Raw genomic sequence first — 24768 nt, forward strand, 5'->3', positions numbered from 1 at the left:
GCAGTCGCAGTCGCAGTCGCAGTCGCAGTCGCAGTCGCAGTCGCAGTCGCAGTCGCAGTCGCAGTCGCAGTCGCAGTCGCAGTCGCAGTCGCAGTCGCAGTCGCAGTCGCCCTAACTTTGTCAAAGTTTTAAAACTTTGACAAAGTTTTCTGAAAACGAAAATCGAGACTGAAACAAATCAAACAAAAAACAAAAAAACAAAAGAATTGAAAAAGCTAATATTCCCTATCCTGTTCCTGCTGAGTTTAACAGCTTACAAAAGTGTCGAACAACCGGATTATATCGATATTCAGGAATTACGAAAATTATATTCTGGCGGCGATGCTGCAAAATGGCCTGCTGCGGAATTACATGAAAGTATAGATAAATCTAAATTTCAGGATATTGGAGTTTTGCCTGCTGTTCCCTATCCGGCATATAATCCATATTCGAAGGAAAAAGAAAGTCTGGGTAAGATATTATTTTTTGATCCAAGATTATCTGTTAGCGGACAAATTGCCTGCGCTTCCTGCCATAATCCTGAATTGGGATGGACAGATAATCTAACACGCTCTTTTGGTCACGATCGCCAAACCGGAAAACGCAATTCGATGACAATATTAAACTCGGCGTATGCTACCTCTTTATTTTGGGACGGACGCGCTTCAAGTCTGGAAGATCAGGCGCAATTCCCGATTGGAGATCCGCTTGAAATGAATGAAAAACCGACGATTGCCGTTGATAAAATTGCCAAAATTAAAGGGTATAATGAATTGTTTACAGCTGCTTTTGGAGATAAAAAAGTATCATTACAAAGAATACAATATGCGATTGCCACTTTCGAAAGATCGATCAATAGTCCAAAAAGCAAATTTGATAACTTCATTAGCGGAAAATCTGATGCTTATACAGATTCTCAGGTCAAAGGTTTGCATTTGTTCAGAACCAAAGCACAATGCATCAATTGCCATAATACGCCTTATTTTAGCGACAATGAGTTTCATAATGACGGCCAAACTTTATTTGGGACAAAAAATGAAGATTTCGGACGTTATAATGTCACTAAAAACAAAGACGATATCGGAAAATTCAGAACGCCAACATTGCGTGAAGTTGCCAATACAAAACCCTGGATGCATCACGGACATTTTCCGTCGTTATTAGATGTTGTAGAATTGTATAATTTAGGAAACCCATCTCCTGTTCAGAAAAAATATCTGGGAACTGCGAGAGATTCTTTGATTCCTAAAGTAGATCCGATGCTTAAAAAATTAGATTTAAGTAAAGATGAAATCGGTGATCTTTTGGCTTTTATCGAAACACTGAGTACGCCAACCCGAAGAATTATGACGCCAACAATGCCGAAATAAACTAATTTGCAAATTGCGCCAAAAAATTTCAAATCTGTAAAGCCTGTTTCTTTTATGAAACGGGCTTTTATATTTTTAAACACAGAGAAACATAATTCAACTAAAATGTAGAACACGTTTAACTACAGATAAATCTCATAGTAGTATTAAAAAAAATTACGCCTTTACATAACAATTTACTATCTCTTCATTGAAGTATAAAATAGCTTGTCTACTACAATCCTTCCATCTTTTCCTAAATTTGTCTGAAACGAAAAGAAGCTTTCTTCTTTTATAAAAAATACCACCATGAAATTAGAACACATCCAAATTCAGACAAACGATATACAAAAAACTTCCGCTTTTTATAAAGATATTCTTGATCTTCCAATTATAGAAAACAACTCAAAATCAGTTAGCATTCAGGCCGGAAACTCTATTCTAAAATTTGTAGACAATCCTCAATTTCAATCTATTTATCATTTTGCTTTTAACATTCCGGAGAACAAATTAGACGAAGCTATCGACTGGTGTAAAAACAAAGTTGATTTGATTTTTATTGAAGATGAAAAACTCATTACTAATTTTGAAAGCTGGAAAGCCAACGCGGTTTATTTCTATGACAATAATGGTAATTTATTAGAATTTATTGCCAGACATGATCTCAACAATGCCCAAACTACAGCATTTAGTTCTAAATCTATTTTGAATATAAGCGAGATTGGAATCGTGAATGAAAATCCATTAGAATTGGGAAACTTATTAAAAACTAAGCATGGATTAGAATTCTTTTCTAAAAATGCGAATAGCGAGCTTTTCTCGGCAGTTGGAGATGATGAAGGTTTACTGATTATCGTACAGCCAAACCGAAACTGGTATCCTACGCAAACACCGTCTGAAAGTAACCCAACTGAAGTTAAAATAGAAAATAAGGGAAGCGAAATTGAATTAAAATTTTAATACCGTTTTTATTTCTTCCACTCAATAATGCTTATTTTTATAAAAATTTAAAGTAAAAAAAATGCCATTTGTCCGAATCAGTTTACCGAAGAAACTTTCATTAGAAACAAAAAATACTATTTCAGAATCAATCCATGATTCTTTAATTCAGGAATTTCATATTCCGGAGGATGATTATTTTCATGTAATTGAAGAACTCGAACCTCATCAGATCAAATATCCCGAAAGTTATCTTGGTATTTCACATTCTGAAGATATCGTTTACGTTCAGATTACAGCGGGACAAGGGCGAACTTTAGAACAAAAGAAGAAGTTATACCATGAGATTGCAACCAGAATTTCGACTTCGACAGCAATTTTGATCAATAATGTGATCATTGTTTTATTAGAAAATAATGGTTTAGAAAATTGGTCTTTTGGTAATGGAGAAATTCAGGAACCAAAGCATTTGAAAAAATAGATTTATAAAAACAAATCCCAATTCAAACGAATGAATTGGGATTTTATAATTTAATATGATGATGAATTAAAACTTCATTTTCTGAATTCTCACGGCATTTAATATCGCTAACAATGCAACTCCAACATCGGCAAAGACAGCTTCCCACATTGTGGCTAATCCGCCGGCGCCAAGAATCAATACAAAAGCTTTTACAACAAAAGCCAGTGTAATATTCTGCCAGACGATTTTCTTGGTTTGTTTCCCAATATTTATTGCCATCGGGATTTTGCTTGGTTTATCGTCCTGAATGACAACATCTGCCGTTTCGATTGTGGCATCACTTCCTAAACCTCCCATTGCAATTCCTACTGTGCTTAACGCGATAACCGGAGCATCATTTACACCATCACCAACAAAAGCTACAGTTTCGTTTTTGGCTTTTATTTCGTTTAGTTTATTCACTTTATCTTCGGGAAGCAAATCTCCAAAAGCATTTGAGATTCCAAGTTTATCGGCAACAAATTGTACAACGTTGGTTTTATCGCCGCTCAACATGGTTACTTTAACGCCTAATGCTTTTAACTTGTTTACGGCTTCCTGGGCATCTTCTTTAATTTCATCTGCAATCGTCAAATACCCTGCGAACTTATTATCGTATGCAATTGCAATTGTGGTATAAACTACCGCATTGGGATCAACATTATATTTAATATTGAATTTATCCATCAATTTAAAATTCCCAACATGCAATTGTTTTCCGTTAATCTCGGCTTTTAAGCCATGTCCGGAAATTTCTTCTACATTTTTCAATTCAATCAAAGGATCAATTTTCCCAACGTGATTATGAATCGCAGTCGCGACAGGATGTGTACTCTGACTTTCGAGAACATTGACAAATTTCAGAATTTCTTCTTTATCAAATTCATCGCCAATAATAACTTCCTGAACTTTAAAAACGCCTTCTGTCATGGTTCCGGTTTTATCCATCACCACATTCTGAATGGTCGAAATACTATCCAGAAAGTTACTGCCTTTAAACAGAATCCCGTTTTTACTCGCAGCTCCAATTCCGCCAAAATAACCTAGCGGAATACTAATTACCAAAGCACACGGACATGAAATTACAAGGAATACCAAAGCTCTGTACAACCAGTCACTAAAAACATAATTGTCTACAAAAAGCCATGGCAATACGCAAATGGCAATCGCCAGATAAACAACGATTGGTGTATATATTTTAGCAAATTTTCGAATAAACAATTCGGCCGGGGCTTTTTTAGTCGTGGCATTTTGTACCATTTCTAAAATTTTAGAAAGTTTACTGTCCTTATATGCGGTCGTTATTTTTACTAAAGCAATTGTATTCCCGTTGATCATTCCGGCAAGAACAGTTTGTCCTTTTACTTTTGTGTCGGGTTTGCTTTCACCTGTTAATGCCGCAGTATTGAACGATGCAGTTTCTGATAACAATTCGCCGTCGAGACCTAATTTTTCTCCGGCTTTAAGCTGAATAATCGAACCTATTTTAGCATCAGCCGCTTTTACTATTACCGCAATATTGTTTTCTAAAATGCTTACTTCATCAGGACGCTGATCTAGTAAACTTTTAATATTAGACTTTGCTCTGCTAACTGCCAATCCCTGAAAGTTTTCTCCAATGGTATAAAACAACATTACAGCAACTCCTTCTGGAAATTCTCCTATTGCAAAGGCACCAATGGTAGCAATACACATCAGGAAAAATTCTGAGAAGACGTCTCCTTTTATAATGCTTTCGTAAGCTTCTTTCAAAACGGGTAATCCAACCGGTAAATAGGCTATAACGTACCATGCAATCCTTACATAACCTGAAAACCAGGTTTGCGGATAATAGTTATCAAAACCAATCCCGATAAGCAATAAAACAAATGAGATTATCGCAGGTAAAAACATTTGAAAAACACCACCATCAGCATTATGGCTGTGATCGTGATCGTGTCCGTCATCATCTGAATGACCTTTATCTTCATGCACGGAACAACATCCGGATTGGTTAATTTTCTTTTTTATTACTTTTTCTTCTTTATGTATATGTTCCATAGAATGAGTTTCAAGTTTTAATTTTATTGTGTCAGGTTTTCTTTGTTTCAGGTTTCAAGTTTAAACTTCGTCTAAAATTACGGATTTTGTTGCAATTGTTTTAAGTTGAACTATTTTAATCTCTCACCCACCCATTAGCTATCAGGAGCAGAACCGTATGTTTCAAGTAAGTTTAACCGCAATCCCGATAGCCATCGGGAGCAAAGATTTACGCAAAGTTCGCAAGTTCAAGAACCTGAAACAAAGAAACCTGAAACCCTTTTAATGCCCATGCTCTCCTCCGCCTTTCATTGCAGAAAGTAAATAGAAAGCTCCTTTTGTAACAATTTTTGCGTGGGCAGGAACGTCATTTACAAATTTTATTTCTGTAAAACCTAAATCTGTAGTTCCGGGAATGACTTCAACTGCTTTAAAATGAATTTCGTTTTCGTGTGGCGTTCCTGATGCTGTTTTCTTTTTATCGCTTTCTTCATGTTCGCCATGCTCTTCATGTTCCTCTTCCTGAATATATACAAAATACTTATCTGCATTTCGAACCACCGCATCTTTTGGTACAGCCGGAACTGTGGCATTTGTGATGTTAATATTTGCCGAAACGTACATTCCGGGAATTAATCCCTTCGCATCAGCAGGTTCTATTTTGGCATGTACGGCAACTGTTTTACTTTCATTAGAAAATGATTTATTAATCCCGAAGATTTTTCCTTTGATAGATTTATTCGACTGATTTGTAAGGACAAAATCAATTACCTGACCAATCGAAATTGAACCTAAATCTTTCTCATACACATTTAGATCTAAATGCATCTGGCTATTGTCTACTACTTCAAACAATGCTACACCAGTTTGTGCATAAGCTCCTTTTGCAATGCTTATTTTGCCCACATAACCACTAATTGGTGCTACAATTGGTACTAACGAAGTGCTTCCTTTTGTGCTGACATGCAAAGCTTCCAGCTTATTTTTTGCTGCTTGTGCACGCGCTCTTTCGGCTGCCAGTTTAGATTTTACTTCCTGAAAAACTTTTCTGGGATTTACATTTTCGTCGCTTAAAGTTTTCTGACGGTTGTATTCTAATTGCAGGTATTCGATATTGGCTGTAGCCGAATGATAGTCTTCCTGCATTTCGATAACTTCCAGATTCTGGATTGTTGCCAAAACTTTTCCTTTATTGACATACGTACCTTCTAAAACAAAAATGTCCTTAACGGTTCCTCCTATTAAAGTAGAAACTTCTGCAGAGTTTTGCGGCGGAACTGTTGTATAACCATTTGCCTTTATGACTTTGTTCAGGTTTCTGTTTTCTACAAATCCCGTTTCGATCCCAACTGTTTTGTATTGGGATTCATTTAAAGCCACTTCTGTTTGTGATTTTTCTTCTTCAGGTTTTTCTTCAGCTTTCTTTTCATTACAGCCGAAAAATATAACCGCAAAGCACGCAAAGAGAGAAAAACGCAAAGCACGCAATGAAATTAAACTTTGCGTTCTTTGCCAAAAACTCTTTACATTCTTTGTGGTTACACTATTTGCGGTTAAATTATTTATATTTTTCATTCTAATTGTTTTTGATAGTTGGAAATTGAAGTTCGATAGCACTTTGATTAAAAGTATGAGTGGCCTCAGTATATTGTTTTTTAATATCAATTGCCTGATTTAAAAAACTGATGTACGCCCAATAACTCATATCGCCATTGGCATAACTTTTTTGCGCCGTCGTTATAATCTGATCTGCGTATTGCAGTCCTTCTTTCTGATAATAGTCTAATGCTTTTTGCTGTTTGGCAAAGTTGTTTTGCAACTCCTGTTTTTGCAGGTTCAGCGTTAATTTATTTTTATCTAAAGCCAATTGCGATTGCGAAATACTTATTGCCGAAGCCTGAGCTTTTGCCGTATTTACACCGCCAAACAACGGAATCTGTAATCCGGCTGTAAAACCCTGAAACAGTGATTCTGTATTGATCGTTTGCGCAAAATATCCCAATCCTAATTTAGGCGTTCGCATCGCTTTATAGGTATTGGCTTCTTTTTGATACACCGAAATCTGCTGCTGATAATAATCTGTCATTAATCCTTCTGCTTTCGAATTTCCTTCTTCTTTTAGAATAGCATATTGCAAAGATGTATTTTCATCCGGAACTATATTTTCATCGGTCTGAACAAAAAATTGCAATTGCTTTTGATAAATTGCCAAATCATATTCTAATTGCGCTTTTTGCGTTTCAATTTCTTTTACTTTGGCTTTAGCACTAATTACTTCGATATTTCCGCTTTCTCCAGTTTGAAAACGCAGTTCTGCATTTTTAAGGAATTTGGTATAAATCTCATTTAATTCTGAGTTTAACTTCTGAATAGAAACTCCGTACAAATATTGATAATACGCCAATGTTACCGCTTTTTCTATTTCGTAAGAGGATAAAGCTTTGCGTTTTTCGGCTAGTTTCACCAATTCTTCCTGCAATTGTCGATTGGCTTTTGTAATGTTTCCTATCGGGAAAAACTGCTGAATCGAAACGTTATGATCAAAATCGACGCTATTAAATTGTCCGCCCTGATATTGTACCTGAAGTGGTTCCGGCTGAAATGCTGTCTTTTTAAGAACGGTTTGTCTTTCTATTTCTTTATCAGCAATTTTTAAATCAATATTGTTTGATTTCGCAAGTTCAATTGCTTTTTCAAGACTGATTTTTTCCTGTGCCGATGTTAGTGTACTTATTAATAGAAATGCTATTAACCATAATGTTTTATGTGCCAATAGAAACCTATTTAACCGCAAAGTTCGCAAAGGAACATTCGCAAAGTTCACAAAGGCTGTTACGTTGATTTTATATATTGAATTCATTTTTTTAATGTTTTAATTTCTTTGCCTTAATTTTTAGTTTCACGCAGATTCTGCAGATTTTGGCAGATTTAATTTTATAAAGTTCGTATGATTAAAAATCTGCGCTTATCTGCTTAAATCATTTTAAAATCTGCGTTAAACAAAATCATTTTAATCCCTTTAATCTGTGGCAAAAAAAACTTACTATTCTGTCTCTTTATTCTTAAACTTCTTCTCTAGCAACAAATAAAGAATCGGTAAAACGATCAACGTCAATAATGTTGCTGAGAATAAACCTCCAATAACAACAGTTGCCAAAGGTTTTTGTACCTCTGCTCCGCCGCTGGTTGATAATGCCATTGGCAAAAATCCTAAAGAGGCAACAGCCGCAGTCATTAAAACGGGACGTAATCTGGTTTTGGTTCCTATTAAAACCCTTTGCAGCGGATCTAAAACTCCCTCTTTTTTCAGTTGATTGAAATACGAAATCAATACGATTCCGTTCAGAACCGCGATTCCAAATAAAGCTATAAAACCAATTCCTGCCGAAATACTAAACGGCATTCCGCGCATCCAGAGTGCAAAAACACCTCCAATTGCTGAAAGTGGAATTGCTGTAAAAATCAATCCTGCCTGTTTGAAGCTTTTAAAAGTGAAATAAAGCAAGACTAATATTAATCCTAAAGCGATTGGCAATGCTACCGAAAGTCGTTTGGTTGCTTCGATCAGATTTTCGAACTGACCGCCATACGTTACATAATAACCAGCAGGAAGTTTCAGGTCTTTATCGAGTTTTTGCTGAATCTCTTCAACAACACTTTTTATATCACGACCACGAACGTTTAATCCAACAGTAATTCTTCGCTTTCCGTCTTCGCGGGTAACTTGTACGGGACCTTGTTCATAATCGACTGTCGCCACTTGCGAAAGCGGCACTTGCTGACCATTTGGCAACGGAATAAATAAATTACTAACATCTGTAATATCCGCACGATTGTCTTCGTTCATACGGACTACAACATCAAATCTTTTGCTTTCGTCGTAGATTTTTCCTGCACTTTCTCCCGCAAATGAAGATCGGATTATTTGGTTGATGTCCGAAATGTTCAATCCGTATAAAGCAATTTTATTATAATCGTATTTTATCGTGATTTGTGGCAATCCCGTTACTTTATCCGCTTTTAAGTCCCCAATTCCTTCGATACCTTTTATTTTCGAAATTAACTCCGCTGCTTTTGCATCAAGAATTTCTAAATCATCGCCAAAAATTTTAATAGCAATATCGCTTCGGCTTCCGGTCATCAATTCATTAAAACGCATCTGGATAGGCTGAGAAATCTCAATATTAGCACCCGGAATCACTTCCATTTCTTCTTTCATGGCATTGGCCAATTCTTCCCAGTTGCGGTATTTTTTGCCCCATTCTTTTTTGTCTTTTAAGACAATAATCAAATCGCCGCTTTCAATTGGCATCGGATCTGTGGGGATTTCCCCGCTTCCTATCTTGGTTACGATAGTTTTTATCTCAGGAAATTTGGCTTTTAGTATTTGTTCGTATTTCGTAGTTGTTTCTATCATCTGGGTCAGCGAACTTCCTGTCATGATGGTGGCATTTATTGCTAAATCGCCTTCTTCTATGGTTGGGATAAACTCTCCTCCCATACTATTAAAAACAAGTAATCCCAGAGTAAATAAACCCAACGAAATCCCTAAAACTAACTTTTTAAACTGTAAGGCTTTCTCTAAAAATGGCGTATAAATCGACTCTAACCAAGCCATCATCCTGTCGCTGAAATTCTCTTTGTGTTCTGTATTTTTCGATAAAAACAAAGCACTCATCATGGGTACATAAGTCAATGAAAGTACAAATGCTCCTGCAACAGCAAAACCAACGGTCATTGCCATAGGTTTAAACATTTTTCCCTCTGTTCCTACTAAAGCCAGAATTGGCAGATAAACGATTAAGATGATGATTTCTCCAAAAGCAGCACTATTTCTAATTTTTGAAGCTGAGTTATAAACTTCCGCATCCATTTCGTCCTGCGTTAATTCTTTCTTACGCTTGAGTTTTTGTAAATGATGCATCGTGGCTTCGACGATAATTACGGCTCCATCGACAATAATTCCAAAATCGATTGCCCCTAAACTCATCAAGTTTCCGCTTACGCCAAAAGCATTCATCAAAATAACGGCAAACAGCATCGCAAGCGGAATAACCGAAGCAACAATTAAACCGGCACGAAGATTTCCCAGAAACAAAATCAGTACAAAAATCACGATTAAAGCCCCTTCCAGTAAATTTTTTGTAACCGTTCCCATTGCATTATCGACTAATTTTCCTCTGTCGATAAAAGCTTCTGCCACCACGCCTTCTGGCAAACTTTTGTTAATCTGAATCATTCTTTCCTTGATTCTGTCTACAACTGCACTCGAGTTTTCTCCTTTTAACATTAAAACCATTCCGGAAACTATTTCACCTTTTCCATCTTTGGTTGATGCTCCGTAACGTAATGCAACTCCTTCGCGTACTTCGGCAACATCACGAACTAAAACAGGCGAACCATTTCGGTTTTTAACCACCACATTTCCCAGGTCTTTTACACCTTTTGCCATTCCAACACCACGAATAAAATAGGCATATTGATCTTTTTCAATATAAGCACCACCTGTGTTCTGATTGTTTTTTTCTAAGGCTTCAAAAATTTCGGTAATTGTAACTCCAAGACTGTTCAGCGTATTGGGATTAACGGCAATTTCGTATTGTTTTAATTTTCCGCCCCAGGTACTTACATCTGCAACACCTTTGACACCTTGCAGCTGCGGAATAATAATCCAATCCTGAATGGTTCTTAATTTTACTGCATCGTATTTGTTTTCATAGCCTTTTTTGGCATAAACATCATATTGGTAAATTTCTCCTAATCCTGTAGAAATTGGTGCTAATTCAGGCGAACCTGCATAGGCCGGGATATTTTCCTCGGCTTGTTTTAAGCGTTGAAATATTTGTTCTCTTGCCCAGTAAATATCAACATCGTCCTCGAAAACTACGGTAACAACTGATAATCCGAAACGGGAAATACTGCGGAGTTCTATAATATCCGGAACTGTTTTTACTGCCTGTTCCAGCGGATAAGTGATTAATTGCTCGACTTCCTGACTTGCCAAAGTTGGCGCAGCCGTAATGATTTGCACCTGATTATTGGTAATGTCCGGCAAAGCATCTAATGGTAATTGTTTAAGCGAATAGCTTCCCCAAGCTATTAATACAAGGGTAAATAGTAGTATAACGAACTTGTTCTTTATACTAAACTGTATGATTTTATCTAACATTTTAATGGTATAATGATGTGAGAAATTAGACAAGGTCTGTCTATTTAAATACTGTGGAAAATCCACAACTCTCTAACCCGAACTTAATCGGGCATCATTATGCTATTTGAGGTGGCTGCCAAATACTTCCATAGAAATTGGAAGCAAAAACTGAGGTATAATTAGGTAATTGTATTGCAATAATAGAATAAGACACAGGAAAATCAAAACTTATGGCAGTCTGATAACTTAATACTTGTGCTCCACAGCAATTACAAGCGCAGAACGGAGAGCATAAATCGTTTTGTTTATCGTGTGAATGATTTGCATCTGATGAAAATTGGGCAATTTTGTGAGCAGCACTATTTACTTCCATATCTGCACAAGGCATATTTGAAAGCGCCATTAAATAAAGTGATAATATAATAGTTATCCATTTCACGTTGCAAAAATACTATTTATTTCTATTGTAAACTTAATTAGTTGAAAATGTTAGAGAAAAAGGATTAATTCTTTAAAATTTACTCGGAGTTTCGTTTCCATAAAAAATTGTATTTTCTTAAAAAAATATGATTACTGATAAAAAAATTTAGTTAACTTTAACAATAATTAACATATGTTTTGAGTTCAACCTTATAAGCCTGCAATTCATATTCTCCTATAAACCAAAAAGATACATCTACACCCTCATAAGAATACATTTAGTGCATATTTCTTTTACGCAGTTCTATTAATTAACAATTATAAACACGAAAAATCAATGAAATATAATACATTAATATTAGCCTTATCATCATTATTCTTTAGCATGCAAATTTACGGTCAGGTCTATACCGAAAAAATCGTAGGAGAAAAAAATCAGCAGCTAAAAGACAGCCTAGCAATAGAAAAATAACCTTATGCTTTACCCATCTGGGGAGAAAAAGTAGCTCAAAAAGGATATAAATTACCTTATTCCGCAGGACTTTCCATCAATTATTTCTGGCAGGATTCTGATATTACCATAAAAGATTTAGAAGTTGGCTTTAATAATGGCCCTTTATATAATTTAGATGAAATCGTTCGTTTTGATAAATCTTCTGTAGTAACCAGTTCTGTTACGATCCGACCTGATATCTGGCTGCTGCCTTTTTTAAATGTATATGGAATTTTTGGTCAGTCTAAAACCACTACAAAAATAAATGCCGGAATCTGGATTCCGGATGCTGATAATAACTGGACTCAAATTACTTCTATTAATACAAGTGCTAATTTTGATGCCACAACATTCGGATTCGGGATGACACCAACTATTGGTATTGGCGGCGGCTGGCTTGCCCTTGATATGAATATGGCGTGGACTGATATTAGCTCTCTTGATAAACCTGCTTTTTCTTATATTTTTGGTCCACGATTGGGTAAAACATTTAAACTGCATAAACCGGACAGAAATATTGCACTTTGGGTTGGTGGATTTAGGGTTCATATCTCTGGCAATACTAACGGAACTATTTCTTTGAGTGATGTTTTAGATCTCAACGGTGCTGAGCAAAAAGTAGCTGACGGGCTGACTAAAGTCTCTGATAATCAAACAAAGGTTGACACTTGGTGGGACGGATTAACGCCCTCTCAACAAAAAAATCCTGCAAATGTCGCGAAGCATAATACGGCAGACAGGGCGCTGGAGTCAGCAGGAACTTTTCTGACTACATTAGATGGTGCTTTAAGCACGGCTGAATCATCAACGGTTCAATATTCATTGCATAAAGCGCCAAAAGATATGTGGAATTTTATTGTAGGATCTCAATTTCAATATAGTAAACATATTATCTTTAGAGTAGAAGCAGGTTTTTTAGGAACCAGAACGCAGGTTTTAGGCGGGCTTCAGTATCGTTTTGGACTTTAAAGCCAATTATATGAAAAAAGGATTATTATTACTTATCGCATTGTTTTGTATTGTTCCGGCACACTCTCAAGTTTTAATTTCCTTAATTTTTGGAGACAAACTGAATTCTCCTTTTTTGGAGTTTGGTTTAGAAGGCGGCGTGAATTTCTCGACAATTTCTGACCTTGATACTTCGGGAACGAATTTGGGTTTTAATCTGGGGTTTTATTTTGATATTCGATCTAAACAAAATCCGGCCTGGATGATTAATACCGGAGTAATTGTAAAATCTCCAATGGGCGCACACGGAATACCGGTGTATTCTCTAAACGACGCTACTCTTGACAATACTTTTGCAGGCGGAAGTGTAAATCGCGAAATAAGATACTTTAATGTTCCTATTTTAATTAAATATCAGTTCAGGAATAATATTTATCTTAAAACTGGACCTCAGTTTGGTTTACTAGCCAAAGCTTTTGATGAGTTTACCAGAGAAGTGAATAAGGATGATGTGGTTTATAAAAAAAATATCCGGGACCAAATACGTGTTATTGATGCGGGAATCGCGCTGGGTGCGGGTTATCATATGAAAATTGGAAATGGTTTGAACGTAACGGTTCAATATTATTACGGGTTGGTTCCTGTAATGAAAGGTGACGGCCCAAATGTATACAACAGATCTTTGTATGTAACTGCAGGTCTCCCTATTGGAAAAGGGAAAGCAGCTCAAAGAAGGGCTGAAAAAGAAGCTGAATTAAATAAAATTGTCCTTCCGGAGGATGAAGCAAAACCTCAAAAATAGCTAACCATTTATCGTACTAATAAAGTCTAATAATTCGTTATTATCCAGAACAAAATCAGGATTAGTATTCAAAATAGCATTGTGAGGCATAAAAGGCATATCAGCAGCAAGCGGATTTTGAACTACTATTGTTCCTCCTGCAGCATGAATACTTTTTAGACCGTAGGTCCCGTCAGTATTTGAGCCGGACAATAAAATTCCTACCAGGGATTTCCCGTAAATTTCTGCCGCAGATTCAAATGACACATCAATACTAGGTCGGCTATAATTTATTTTCTCAGAAATATCAAGCGAAAGCGTCTCGTTTTTTTCAAATAACAAATGATAATTAGACGGCGCTATATAAATAAAACCCGGTACAAGAGGTACTTTATCCTCGACAGATTTTACTAAAATATTTGATTTTAAAGCAATCAGTTCCTCTAAAGTCTGATCGTCTGTACTTTTTCTATGTACCACAATTACAATTGCAAAGCCATTTAATTTGGTTAATTCCGGCAAAATTTGCATTAAAGCATTTAAGCTTCCTGCAGATCCGCCTATGATAACCACTTTACAGTCTGATATTATTTTACCTTTCTCCATATTTTTTCTTTATCCAGCTGTTTGTATTTGTTAGGAGCAATAGAATATTTAATAGTTTCTTTTGTTCCTAAGGCTAAAAACCCTAAAACTGCCAGACTTTCATCGAATAAATTAATGACTCTTTTTTGGAGATCGTTATCAAAATAAATTAAAACATTACGGCATAAGATCATATCAAATTCATTAAACGAGGTATCTGATACTAAATTATGCTGTGAGAAAACCATCTTTTCGGCTAATTCTTCATTAAACTTAGCAATACCATAATTGGCGATATAGTAACTGGAAAAATCTTCCTGCCCGCCTGCATCGCGATAATTCTCTGAATATTCTTTCATCATTCGCAAAGGAAAAATTCCCTTTTTGGCTGTTTCTAAAACCGTCGCATTAATGTCTGTCGCATAAATTAATGATTTATGAAGTAAACCGGCTTCTTTTAGCATTATAGCCATAGAATATACTTCTTCGCCTGTAGAACAGCCGGCGTGCCATAATCTAATGAAGGGTTTTGTACCTAATAAAGGTAAAATTTCTTTTCGCACCACGGCATAAAAAGCCGGATCCCGAAACATCTCTGTTACGTTGACGGTGATCTCATCGACCATTCTTTTATAATACTCCGGATCATACCGAACTCTGGAGAGAAATTCATGAAAATGCGTAAATCCATCTAAATGCATTACTCTGTTTACACGTCTTTTTAATGAAGCTCTTGAATAGCTGCCAAAATCGAAACCGTAATATTCATAAACGTCATTAATAAGTGTTTCTAGTTCGATATCCTCAATCATAATACTCTCAAATTTTGCCCAAGATAAGCAGTAATTTATCTACATCTACCGGTTTTGAAATATAGGCATCTGCCCCAGCCTCTAAACATTTTTCTTTGTCGCCTATCATTGCCTGAGCAGTTACCGCCACAATATAAGCTGATCTTCTGTTAGGAAGTGCTTTTATTAACGGGATTGCTTCATAACCATCCATTTCCGGCATCATCATATCGATCAGAATCCCATCGATAACTTCATCAGAGCTTAATATTTTCAAAGCTTCTTCGGCACTTAAACAAGACAAGCAATCAAATGATTTTGCACGTAAAGTGTGTTCTAAAGCAAAAATATTTCTAGAATCATCATCAATAATCAAAAGTCTTTTTTTATTCATTTCGTCCACTTTTATTTGGTTTATTTTTGTCACGAATTATTTTTTTTGCGAAGTTTTTTTCGCCACGAATTGCACGAATTAGCACAAATTTCAAAAATTATTTAAACAATTAATCCTTAAAAATTCTTGTCTTTTTGCCACAGATTAAAGGATTTAAAATGATTTCTTTATCAAAAAATCTCTGAGAATCTTTTTAATCTGTGGCTAAAATTATTATTTGGTTTATTTTTACTGTAAATTATTTTTATCAAGTTTTTTTTGCCACGAATTAAAATGCTTTTGTTTCACGCAGATTTAATTTTGATTTTTTGCTAAATTAATCTGCCTAAATCTTTTTAAATCTGCGTGAAATTATATTACAATAATTTATTCATTTTATTTTAATCAGTGGCTAACTTTTTTATATTTTATCGTAAAGCCATACTCTCAATAACGAAAGCAGCTGATCGATATCTACCGGTTTGGTAATATAATCTGACGCTCCTGCTTTAATACATTTTTCTCTGTCGCCTGTCATGGCCTTGGCTGTCACGGCAATTACCGGTAAATTTAAAAATTTAGGATTAGCACGTATTTTTTCAGCCGTTTCATAACCGTCCATATTAGGCATCATCATGTCTAATAAAACAACATCAGTATCCGGATGTTCTGCTAATATCTTGATCGCTTCCTTACCATCAAAAGCAGTAATTACATTCATTTTAAAAACTTCAAGTGCTTTTGTCAATGAATAAATATTACGAACATCATCGTCTACAATCAATACCTTTTTCTCATGAAGAATATTGTTTAGTAAATTTAGCTTTTTATAGCTTTCTTTCTTGTCATTTCCGTCTTTTTTATCTTCAACTAAATGAAGGAATAACGAAACTTCATCAAGCATTCTTTGGTAAGAATGCGCTGTTTTTACAATAATAGAATCGGCATATTTTTTAATCTTTACTTCTTCCTTCATCGATAAACTTTTTCCTGTAAAGACAATTACAGGTAAGTTCTCCAATCCCGGCGATTTTTTTACCCCGTCTAAAATCTGGTAAGCATGTTTGTCCGGAATTCCCATATCGAGAATAACACAATCAATTTCGGTTTTATTCAAAGCCTCCAGTCCTTGTGAAACTTCGCTTTTTATTTCAGAATTAATATTATAGGTTTCTAAGAAATAAGCCAGTGCCTTTGCATGCTTTGGATTGTCCTCAATAATTAAAACCTTTTGCGCTTCTTTATTAATAATGTGCTCAATTCGCAAAAACACATCCGGAATCTTCTCAAAAGCCACCGGTTTGTCTAAGAAATCCACGGCTCCTTTTAGTAAACTTTCCTGTTTTAATTTGTGAGATGACATAATATGAACCGGGATATGTTTGGTTTCGTTATGATTTTTTAATTCTTCCAGAACTTCCCAACCGCTTTTTATTGGCAGCTCAATATCTAATAAAACGCCAACAGGTTTATACAATAAAGTAAAGTTCAAAGCATAATCCCCACGAACAGAAACGACACCTTTATATCCTTTTTTTCTCGTAAAAGTTAAAAGGGATTTCGCAAAATTAATATCATCCTCAACAATCAGGATTACTTTATCGTTTGGCAAAATTGAATTTCTGTCATCTTCAATCTCGTCCGGAATAGTGGCACTTAAATATTTATTTTTTACAGGGGCTTTCTCTGTCTCTACTACTTCTGTAAATTCTGTTGGTGGAATTTTTTCGACATTAATTCTACCAATTGCAGATCCAAAAACCGGAAGGCACAAGGTAAACGTACTGCCTTCCTGAACTTTACTATGCAAGATTATTTCACCGCGAAGTAATTTTGCTAATTCCCTGCTGATCGATAATCCTAAACCTGTTCCTCCGTATTTACGTTTTGTCGAGCCATCCGCTTGTTGGAAGGCTTCGAAAACCAGTGGTTGTTTTTCTAACGGGATTCCAATTCCGGTATCTTTTACAATAAAGCAAATGATTTTATCATCGTCTTCATTAATTTTAATTTCTAAGCTTACAGTACCTTTTTCAGTAAATTTAATGGCATTCGAAATCAGGTTTTTCAGAATTTGTTCCAAACGCATCTTGTCCGTTTTAATGACAATTGGTGCATCATTCGAAAGAATTTCCAACTTAATTCCCTTTTCTTTTGCTACCTGATTGAATAAATTCCATAAAGTATCCGTGATTTCTTTAGTAGAAACATCTAGAAATTCAAGTTCCATTTTACCCGCTTCAATTTTGGATAAATCCAGAATTTCGTCGATCAATCCTAACAAACTGTTTCCGGAACTCTGAATTACTTTAGCAAACTCAATTTCTTCCTCGACCATGCTTTTGTTATTATTCTCAGATAACAAACGGCTCAAGAGCAAAATTGAATTCAAAGGCGTTCTTAATTCGTGTGACATATTTGCCAAAAACTCTGATTTGTAACGAGTTGTTAACTCTAAAGCTTCAGATTTCTTTTGGATTTCGTTGTTTTTTTCTTCCAATAAAACACTTCTTTCAGACAACTCTTCATTAGTTTGCTCCAATTCTTCCTGTTGTACTCTCAGTTCTTCTTCAGAAGCCTGAAGTTTCTCAGTTTGTGCTTCTAATTCGGCATTTATTGCTTCAAGTTCGCTGTGTTGTACTTGTAACTCTTCAGATTGAGCTTTCGTTTCTTCCAGCAATTCCATTACTCTTTTTCTATTTTGAGTAGATTTAACTGCAATTCCAATATTGTTAGAAACATTCTTCAAAAACTCTAAATGCAAATCCGAAAACCCGTAAATACTCGCCAATTCAATAGCTCCCTCAATTTTAGTATCCAACAACGGAATAGCCACAATATGAGTTGGTTTTATCTGACCTAAAGCATAATTAATCTGGATATCATCTGGCGATAATGCTTTTAATTGTAGAATTTTTCCTGAAACAATGGCCTGACCAATTAAACCTTCTCCTTTTTGAATGCGTTCTCGATTTTTACTTGGTATATAGCTGTAACCGCCGGCAACAAAAAGTTCATTTTCTTCTAAAACATATAAAACTCCGGCACTGCTATTGGTATACTGGCACACAAACTCAATAACATCTTTTGATAATTTTTGCAGTGATTTATCGCCCAGCATTACATTATTAAGATTCGCAATACCGGTTTGAAGCCATTCTTTTTGAGACAATAAATCGAAAGAATTTTTCAGGGAAACTCCCATACTATTCAAGGATTCGCCCACGCTTCCTAATGCATCAGCCTTTGTATCATCTACACGAATATCATAATTTCCGTTCGAAATATTACTGGCAATAGAACTTATTGCTTCGATTCTTTGAGCTGTTTCACGATCTTTTTTCTCTAGTTCAGCCTGAAGCAGCGCACGTTCATTAAAATCTTTTAGAATCCTGATCAAAAATACAATCGAAATAATAAAGGCAATTATAAAAGCAACGATTATCAAAATGATACTGTAAGTACCATAACGTTCTGAGTTTTCATTGCGTTCTTTTAAAAGATTCTGCTCTGTATTTTCGACTGTTTTAATTTTAGCACGCAAATCATTCATCATATTTCTGCCCTCAGTGAGATCAAAAGTAGCCGCGTTTTTTCCAAGGCGTTTTTTTACGATTTGATTGTTCAGGTACTTAAAAAAGTTAGAACGAAGTGTGGTTAATTCCTTTAATTGTGCTTGCTGAGATGGATTATCAACCGTAAGCTCTAATACTTTTTCAAAATAATTATTTGATTTTGCTTCGGCATCATTATATCGTTCTATAAATTGTTCGTCACCGGTAATCAAAAAACCACGCATACTCGTTTGCGCTTCGGTAATTATCGCAGAGCCTTCGTTTAGATTATAAATTACATCCTGAGTATGGTTGACCCAAAAATTACTGTTCAGTAAGCTCTTTATACTTACAAATGAGGCCGTAGAACTGATCATCAGAACCAGTAACGAGATCATCGAACTTATTAATAAATTCCTTTTAAAGTTATTCTTCATGTTTTTGGTTATATTTATTCGTATTTTAAAGGAAGAACAATAATGAAGCTTGCGCCCTTGCCTACCTGACTTTTTGCTGTGATTAATCCGTTGTGTTTTTCTATGATTTTTTTGGCAATCGCCAATCCAATTCCGGTTCCTTCATATGACTGTCGATCGTTTAAGCTCTGGAAAATGATAAATATCCGATCGAGGTAAATTTCATCAAAACCAATTCCGTTATCTTTTACTGTAATCCTGCAAAATTTACCATCTGCAGCAACAGGACTGTCAAAAGATTTATCCGAAATTAATTCAGATGTAATTTCGATCAAAGGATGTTGGGAATTTCCGGAAAACTTGAGTGCATTTCCTATCAAATTCTGAAAAACCTGCCTCAGCTGACTCGGAATGCTGTCTATTGTTGGGAGTTCATTTGTTTTTATAGTCGCATTTTTCCTTTCGATCAAATAATCAAAGTCTGAAAGTACTTCCTGCAAAACCTCATTCATATCTGTAGATTCAGGTTTTACCTGCGACGACAATCTCGAGTATGCTAATAAATCAGTAATTAAAGTCTGCATTCGTTCCGCTGATTTAATTGTACGATTTACGTAATCAATTGCTTTTACATCATCAGCCAAATAAAGCTCTTTGATGATTTTTATAAAAATCTGAATTTTACGGATGGGCTCATTTAAATCGTGCGAAACTACCCAGGAGAATTGTTGCAGTTCATGATTTTTCATCTCTAATTCTTCGTTTTTCAAAACCAGTTCTTTAGTTCTTTCCGCGATTTTAATTTCGAGATTGTCCTGAGCTTCTTTCCTTATTATGATTTCTTTAGAAAGGAGTTCTTTTATACCTTTTAATTCTCTTTGCTGTTCATAAAGTTTCAGGAATGTTTTTACTTTTAACATCAGCAAATCACTGTCTACAGGTTTGGTAATGTATTCGACTGCACCGGTTTCATATCCTTTAAAAATGTATTTCTTTTCGATATTTAGTGCCGAAAGAAAGATCACCGGAATATCTTTGGTGCGTTTATTACCTGAGAGGATTTTTACTACTTCGAAACCATCAAGTCCCGGCATCTGAACATCCATAATAATCAGGCAATAATCTGTTTTTAGGATTTTCTTCAGGGCTTCTTCGCCGGACTCAGCCGTGTCCACATCAATATCATGTAGTTCTAATGTTTTCTTCAAGGCAATTATATTTGCCTTTATATCGTCGACGATTAATACCATACTGTATTGGGGGAGTAAAGTTGTAATGAATAAATTTGTTTTTAATTTGAAAATCGCTTTGAAAAATGCTATTCAAAATAGCTGATCCTATTTTTAAATAACGGCAGTCAAACCTTCAAATTTATAAAAAAAAAGCATATTGCCTTTTTATCGAAAAGCAAATTAGTTACATAATTCCCATGTTTGGGCTTTAAATTTTAGAAGTGATTTATTGAGGTAATCTTAAATTTATTTCAGTTAAGCTTTTAATAATCTGCTAACTATTTTAGAGTCAGATTAATTGCTCTAAAATTAAAGTATTATGAAAAAGACAAAGACATTTCCTGAACAAAAACAAAATCTTCCGGGGAACGAACATAAAATGAACCCTGAACCGGAAATTATAAGAGAAAATTATGTTGGAAGCGGTAAACTCCTCAAAAAAGTTGCTTTTATAACCGGTGGCGACAGTGGTATTGGCCGTAGTGTTGCCGTTCATTTTGCCAGAGAAGGTGCGGATATTGCCATAGTTTACTTAAAAGAAGACAAAGACGCTAAAGAGACAAAGGCATTAATTGAGAAAGAAGGCCAACAATGCCTGATTATTAGTGGCGATTTGAAAGATGAGAAATTTTGTAAAAGTGCTGTAAAAAAGTGCCATACCTTGTTTAAAAAAATAAATATTGTGGTTAATAATGCAGCTGTACAATTTCCTCAAACTGAATTGGAAAAAATAACCGCTTCACAGCTCCATAAGACATTCGAAACCAATATCTATCCTTATTTTTATATTACAAAAGCGGCTTTGCCATTTTTGAAGCAAGGTGATACTATTATTAATACGAGTTCTGTTACGGCGTATCGCGGCAGCGAACATCTTGCGGATTATGCGAGTACAAAAGGTGCCATTGTTAGTTTTACAAGATCATTATCGACCATGCTGGCCAAAAAGCAAATACGTGTAAACGGCGTTGCGCCAGGACCAATCTGGACACCTTTGATTGTGGCTACTTTTGATAAATTATCCGATTTTGGTAAAGACAATCCAATGAAAAGAGCCGGTCAACCCTCAGAAGTTGCGCCTGCTTATGTATTTCTTGCCTGCGAAGACAGTAGTTATATCACCGGACAATTCATTCATGTCAATGGTGGAGAAATGATTGGCGGATAGATTTTTTTAAAGGTTCAAAGGCACAAAGGGACAAAGGTTCAAAGTTTTTTATTGTGTATAGTTTAATCGCGCAAAGACGCGAAGTTAATTTGCGTGAGCTTATTTAAGTAACTCAAAAAAAAAATTAGCGCCTTTGCGTCTTTGCGAGATTAAAAAAATTAGCCATTTAGAAACTTAGTAACTAAAAAAAACATTGCGCCTTTGCGAGATTAAAAAACTCAGCAACTTAGTATCTCAGAACCTTAGTAACTCAAAAAAAATGAATTTAATAGACGTTATCGGACTCTTCGCCGGAACCTGTGTTACGATATCAGTGATTCCGCAGATTCTCAAAGTTTGGAGAACTAAAAAAGTGAAGCAAATTTCACTTAAAACTTTTAGCATCCTTACTTTCGGAATCCTGGTTTGGATTATTTACGGCATTTTAAAAAATGATTTGCCCATAATAATTACCAACAGCGTCTCGTTATGCCTGAATTTGATTATGGTTTATTTTATTATTTATTATGAAAAAGAATGAGACTTGTGTATTACGTTTTTTTTGTCATGAAGACACAAAGGTTTTTGACAGCAAATACATTAGTTTTTTTTGCCGCAAAGGCACTAAGACACAAAGTTTTTTGACTGCGAAGACAGTAGTTTTCTGCCACGAAGATGCTAAGTTTTCATTAATTATCACGCAATAAATTACCTCAAAACGACAAAAAACAAGCAATCATCAAAATAAAAATCCGCGTCAATCAGCGTTTAGCAAAGCGAATCAGCGTCATCCGCTGGCTATTTCACCGCAATGAGACACACGAAAATTTCATTACAAAATAAAAAATCCGCGTCAATCAGCGTTTTCGCAAAGCGAATCAGCGTCATCCGCGGGCTATTTCACCGCAATGACACACACGAAACTATTCTAAATTTCATTACAAAATAAAAAATCCGCGTCAATCAGCGTTTTCGCGAAGCGAATCAGCGTCATCCGTGGGCTATTTTATCAACATTCTTAACTAAAAAAACAGCTCGTTGAAGCTGTTTTTTTCGTAAAAGAAGTAATATATGATGCTTGTTAGCTAGCTAATTTCTGATTGAATGGCTTATATGATAAATGGTATTTTTCTTTAAAAATACGTGGCAAATAGTGTCGGCTCGCTAATCCTGCAGCAATAATTACTTCAGTTATATTCATATTCGAAATTCTTTTAATTTCATTAATTTGCTTTACGGCCAAATTTAAAATAGGTTCAAATGTTTTGATATAATTGTAACTATGTTGAGCTATCTCTATCTCAATAATTTCTTTTAATATTATTTTTTTAAGCAAATTTCTAACAATTCCTTTTTGAGGAAGCGTTTTAAGTTCTTGCCATTTCTGAGCAGTTTTCAAACTTTGGCTTCCTGCATAAAAATAATTGCCTGATTCGCTCATGAATCTTTTCTTTAATTGAGAAATCGTTTCAGCATTCTGATCTTCAGCTGATACATTCGTTGGCATTCCTATTAATGAAAACTGAATGTGTTTGTGACTTTCCAAATACAAAACACTATTTATAACTGATGTATTACTCAAAATACCGGTTTGATTCTTTTTAATGCTTTTTTTCTCTCCATTCGCGCCAAAACTATGTGTCAATCGTCCGTCTTCGCAATACGCGAAAAATATAGGTGCTGATTGAAATGATTCTATACTTAAACTCACATCCTGATTCAATACAAGATCAAAACTCAAATGCGACATTTTATTATCCAGACAAACTCCGGTAATAGTCCCTTTTGCCCATTTTGATTTAATAACCAAATTGTATTCGTTATTATTGACAATCAAATCACCGTTAAAACTATCTTTAAGATCATTAAAAATAGCATCAAATCCTCCTGCATTTAAGTATAGTTTTTTCATAATGGTTTGGTTTTATAAATTAGTCCGTAATTATTTACGTACAAAACTCAACTTTGGTTTTATTTCTTTTTTGATAATTCAAATTTCATAAATATTGTTAATCAAAGCCTTATACAATTTCAGTCAGATATTTCATAATTAAACGAAACGTAAAAACAAACTACAAACAGCCATAATTTTTGCCACGAAGACGGCTAAGGCGCAAAGTTTAAATTGAAGTACGCTGGTTTATGCTAAATCTTATAATCACCCAAAGGGACGTAATTTTGCCACGAAGGCGCAAAGTTTAAATTGAAGCACGCTGGTTTATGCTAAATCTTATTAATCAGTGACGTAATTTTGCCACGAAGACACAAAGGCACAAAGTTTAAATTGAAGTATGATGGTTTATGGTAAATATTTATAATCGCGCAAAGGCGCGAAGTCGCAAAGAAAAAAAAAGTAAAACATTGTGCTTTACTCCTTCTCGCAGAAAAACCAATCGTGAAAAAAAAACTTTGCGCCTCTGCGAGATTTTAACAATTCTGTAGAAGAAACTTTGTGCCTTAGCGCCTTCGTGGCAGAAAATGCTTCGTTACAAAAAACTTACACCTCTACACTGTGCCGAGATTTTAACAATCCTCTTGAATAAACTTCGTGCCTTAGCGCCTTCGTGGCAGAAAATCCTTCGTGGCAAGAATAAAAAACACGTTGTAAAAAACAAAAGCAGCTGCTCCAGATAAATCTGAAACAACTGCTCCCCAGCAAAATAAAAAATACTCTCTATTTTATTTTATGTAAGTTCGTTGATATCCGCATTCTTAGCATAATTTGCCTTTGGGATATCTTTAAAAAATTCAGCTTCTTCCAGATCAGCAGTGGGACCATATCCTATTAAATGTGTTCCTTTTATCTGATCCTTTGTTTCGATTATATACAAAATAGACATATCATCAGGGTCACTCATTCCTTCGTAACGGTGATGTGCTACAATAAAAATCTCATTTGGTGCATATGCATATTTTGTCTCCGAATCTAGTAAGGTACCATCTGTAAATAAAAAATTAGAAGTATAACCTTCGTCCTGGTACTTTTTTATATAGTCGGTTTCGTGTTTTTGCTCTTTTTTCATGATTCGATTGAGTTTAAGATTTTTTCAAATCTGTTGTTAAATCAAATTTCATCATTCAATTCAAAT

Annotated in this window: 20 protein-coding genes; 8 read left to right on the forward strand and 12 right to left on the reverse strand. The window is 35.2% G+C overall.

What is annotated here, in order from left to right; translation table 11 throughout:
- The first annotated feature begins 206 nt into the window (after positions 1-206).
- The 3 genes from NJT12_RS21130 (at position 207) to NJT12_RS21140 (ending at position 2748) form a co-directional block, all read left to right on the forward strand.
- Positions 207-1349, forward strand: coding sequence for a cytochrome-c peroxidase (locus tag NJT12_RS21130; RefSeq protein ID WP_271338052.1), 1143 nt, complete (start codon positions 207-209; stop codon positions 1347-1349).
- 288 nt (positions 1350-1637) lie between these two features.
- Positions 1638-2288, forward strand: coding sequence for a VOC family protein (locus NJT12_RS21135; RefSeq protein ID WP_271338053.1), 651 nt, complete (start codon positions 1638-1640; stop codon positions 2286-2288).
- A gap of 61 nt (positions 2289-2349) precedes the next feature.
- Positions 2350-2748: a tautomerase family protein gene (locus tag NJT12_RS21140; protein ID WP_271338054.1), complete on the forward strand. Its 399-nt coding sequence runs from the start codon at positions 2350-2352 to the stop codon at positions 2746-2748.
- A gap of 66 nt (positions 2749-2814) precedes the next feature.
- Here NJT12_RS21140 and NJT12_RS21145 read toward each other — a convergent pair whose 3' ends face one another.
- The 5 genes from NJT12_RS21145 to NJT12_RS21165 all read right to left on the reverse strand — a co-directional run bounded on the left by NJT12_RS21145 (position 2815) and on the right by NJT12_RS21165 (position 11378).
- Positions 2815-4809 (reverse strand): heavy metal translocating P-type ATPase, encoded by a 1995-nt coding sequence (locus tag NJT12_RS21145; protein WP_271338056.1) that lies wholly within the window; start codon positions 4807-4809, stop codon positions 2815-2817.
- Positions 4810-5070: 261 nt separating this feature from the next.
- Positions 5071-6363: an efflux RND transporter periplasmic adaptor subunit gene (locus NJT12_RS21150; RefSeq protein ID WP_271338058.1), complete on the reverse strand. Its 1293-nt coding sequence runs from the start codon at positions 6361-6363 to the stop codon at positions 5071-5073.
- Position 6364: 1 nt separating this feature from the next.
- The gene (locus NJT12_RS21155) at positions 6365-7648 is read right to left on the reverse strand and encodes a TolC family protein (protein ID WP_271338060.1); all 1284 of its coding nucleotides are present in this window, start codon (positions 7646-7648) and stop codon (positions 6365-6367) included.
- A gap of 183 nt (positions 7649-7831) precedes the next feature.
- Positions 7832-10957: an efflux RND transporter permease subunit gene (locus NJT12_RS21160; protein WP_271338109.1), complete on the reverse strand. Its 3126-nt coding sequence runs from the start codon at positions 10955-10957 to the stop codon at positions 7832-7834.
- Positions 10958-11054: 97 nt separating this feature from the next.
- Positions 11055-11378, reverse strand: a complete 324-nt coding sequence (locus tag NJT12_RS21165; RefSeq protein WP_271338062.1) for a DUF6660 family protein — start codon at positions 11376-11378, stop codon at positions 11055-11057.
- Between the two features lie 318 nt (positions 11379-11696).
- Between NJT12_RS21165 and NJT12_RS21170 the strand changes: the two genes are divergently transcribed.
- From NJT12_RS21170 to NJT12_RS21180, 3 genes are all read left to right on the forward strand, one after another.
- Positions 11697-11831, forward strand: a complete 135-nt coding sequence (locus NJT12_RS21170; protein WP_271338064.1) for a hypothetical protein — start codon at positions 11697-11699, stop codon at positions 11829-11831.
- A 384-nt stretch (positions 11832-12215) separates the two neighbouring features.
- Complete coding sequence (locus NJT12_RS21175; RefSeq protein ID WP_271338066.1) at positions 12216-12821, forward strand: hypothetical protein; 606 nt, start codon at positions 12216-12218, stop codon at positions 12819-12821.
- A gap of 10 nt (positions 12822-12831) precedes the next feature.
- Positions 12832-13602 (forward strand): porin family protein, encoded by a 771-nt coding sequence (locus tag NJT12_RS21180; protein WP_271338068.1) that lies wholly within the window; start codon positions 12832-12834, stop codon positions 13600-13602.
- Here the strand turns inward: NJT12_RS21180 and NJT12_RS21185 are convergent, their stop codons facing one another.
- The 5 genes from NJT12_RS21185 to NJT12_RS21205 all read right to left on the reverse strand — a co-directional run bounded on the left by NJT12_RS21185 (position 13603) and on the right by NJT12_RS21205 (position 20550).
- A complete protein-coding gene (locus tag NJT12_RS21185; RefSeq protein WP_271338069.1) occupies positions 13603-14187 on the reverse strand; it encodes a chemotaxis protein CheB in 585 nt (194 codons plus the stop codon). It abuts the gene before it with no gap.
- Positions 14169-14978, reverse strand: coding sequence for a CheR family methyltransferase (locus NJT12_RS21190; RefSeq protein WP_271338071.1), 810 nt, complete (start codon positions 14976-14978; stop codon positions 14169-14171). Before NJT12_RS21190 ends, NJT12_RS21185 begins: the two co-directional genes overlap by 19 nt.
- Before the next feature lie 7 nt (positions 14979-14985).
- Positions 14986-15351, reverse strand: a complete 366-nt coding sequence (locus tag NJT12_RS21195; protein ID WP_271338073.1) for a response regulator — start codon at positions 15349-15351, stop codon at positions 14986-14988.
- 400 nt (positions 15352-15751) lie between these two features.
- Positions 15752-19321, reverse strand: coding sequence for a response regulator (locus NJT12_RS21200; protein ID WP_271338075.1), 3570 nt, complete (start codon positions 19319-19321; stop codon positions 15752-15754).
- 14 nt (positions 19322-19335) lie between these two features.
- A complete protein-coding gene (locus NJT12_RS21205) occupies positions 19336-20550 on the reverse strand; it encodes a hybrid sensor histidine kinase/response regulator (RefSeq protein WP_271338076.1) in 1215 nt (404 codons plus the stop codon).
- Between the two features lie 301 nt (positions 20551-20851).
- Between NJT12_RS21205 and NJT12_RS21210 the strand changes: the two genes are divergently transcribed.
- Together NJT12_RS21210 and NJT12_RS21215 are read left to right on the forward strand one after the other, a co-directional pair.
- Positions 20852-21700: an SDR family oxidoreductase gene (locus tag NJT12_RS21210; protein WP_271338077.1), complete on the forward strand. Its 849-nt coding sequence runs from the start codon at positions 20852-20854 to the stop codon at positions 21698-21700.
- Positions 21701-21959: 259 nt separating this feature from the next.
- Entirely contained in the window at positions 21960-22220 is a 261-nt protein-coding gene (locus NJT12_RS21215) for a SemiSWEET family sugar transporter (RefSeq protein ID WP_271338080.1), read from the forward strand.
- Between the two features lie 540 nt (positions 22221-22760).
- On the opposite strand, the gene NJT12_RS21220 is transcribed toward NJT12_RS21215, so the two are convergent.
- Both NJT12_RS21220 and NJT12_RS21225 read right to left on the reverse strand, forming a co-directional pair.
- On the reverse strand, positions 22761-23591 hold the full coding sequence (locus NJT12_RS21220) for a hypothetical protein (protein ID WP_271338082.1): 831 nt from the start codon (positions 23589-23591) through the stop codon (positions 22761-22763).
- A gap of 772 nt (positions 23592-24363) precedes the next feature.
- Entirely contained in the window at positions 24364-24702 is a 339-nt protein-coding gene (locus NJT12_RS21225; RefSeq protein WP_271338084.1) for a hypothetical protein, read from the reverse strand.
- Between the last annotated feature and the right edge of the window lie 66 nt (positions 24703-24768).

Source organism: Flavobacterium azizsancarii (genome assembly GCF_027980145.1).
Taxonomy (GTDB): Bacteria; Bacteroidota; Bacteroidia; order Flavobacteriales; family Flavobacteriaceae; genus Flavobacterium; species Flavobacterium azizsancarii.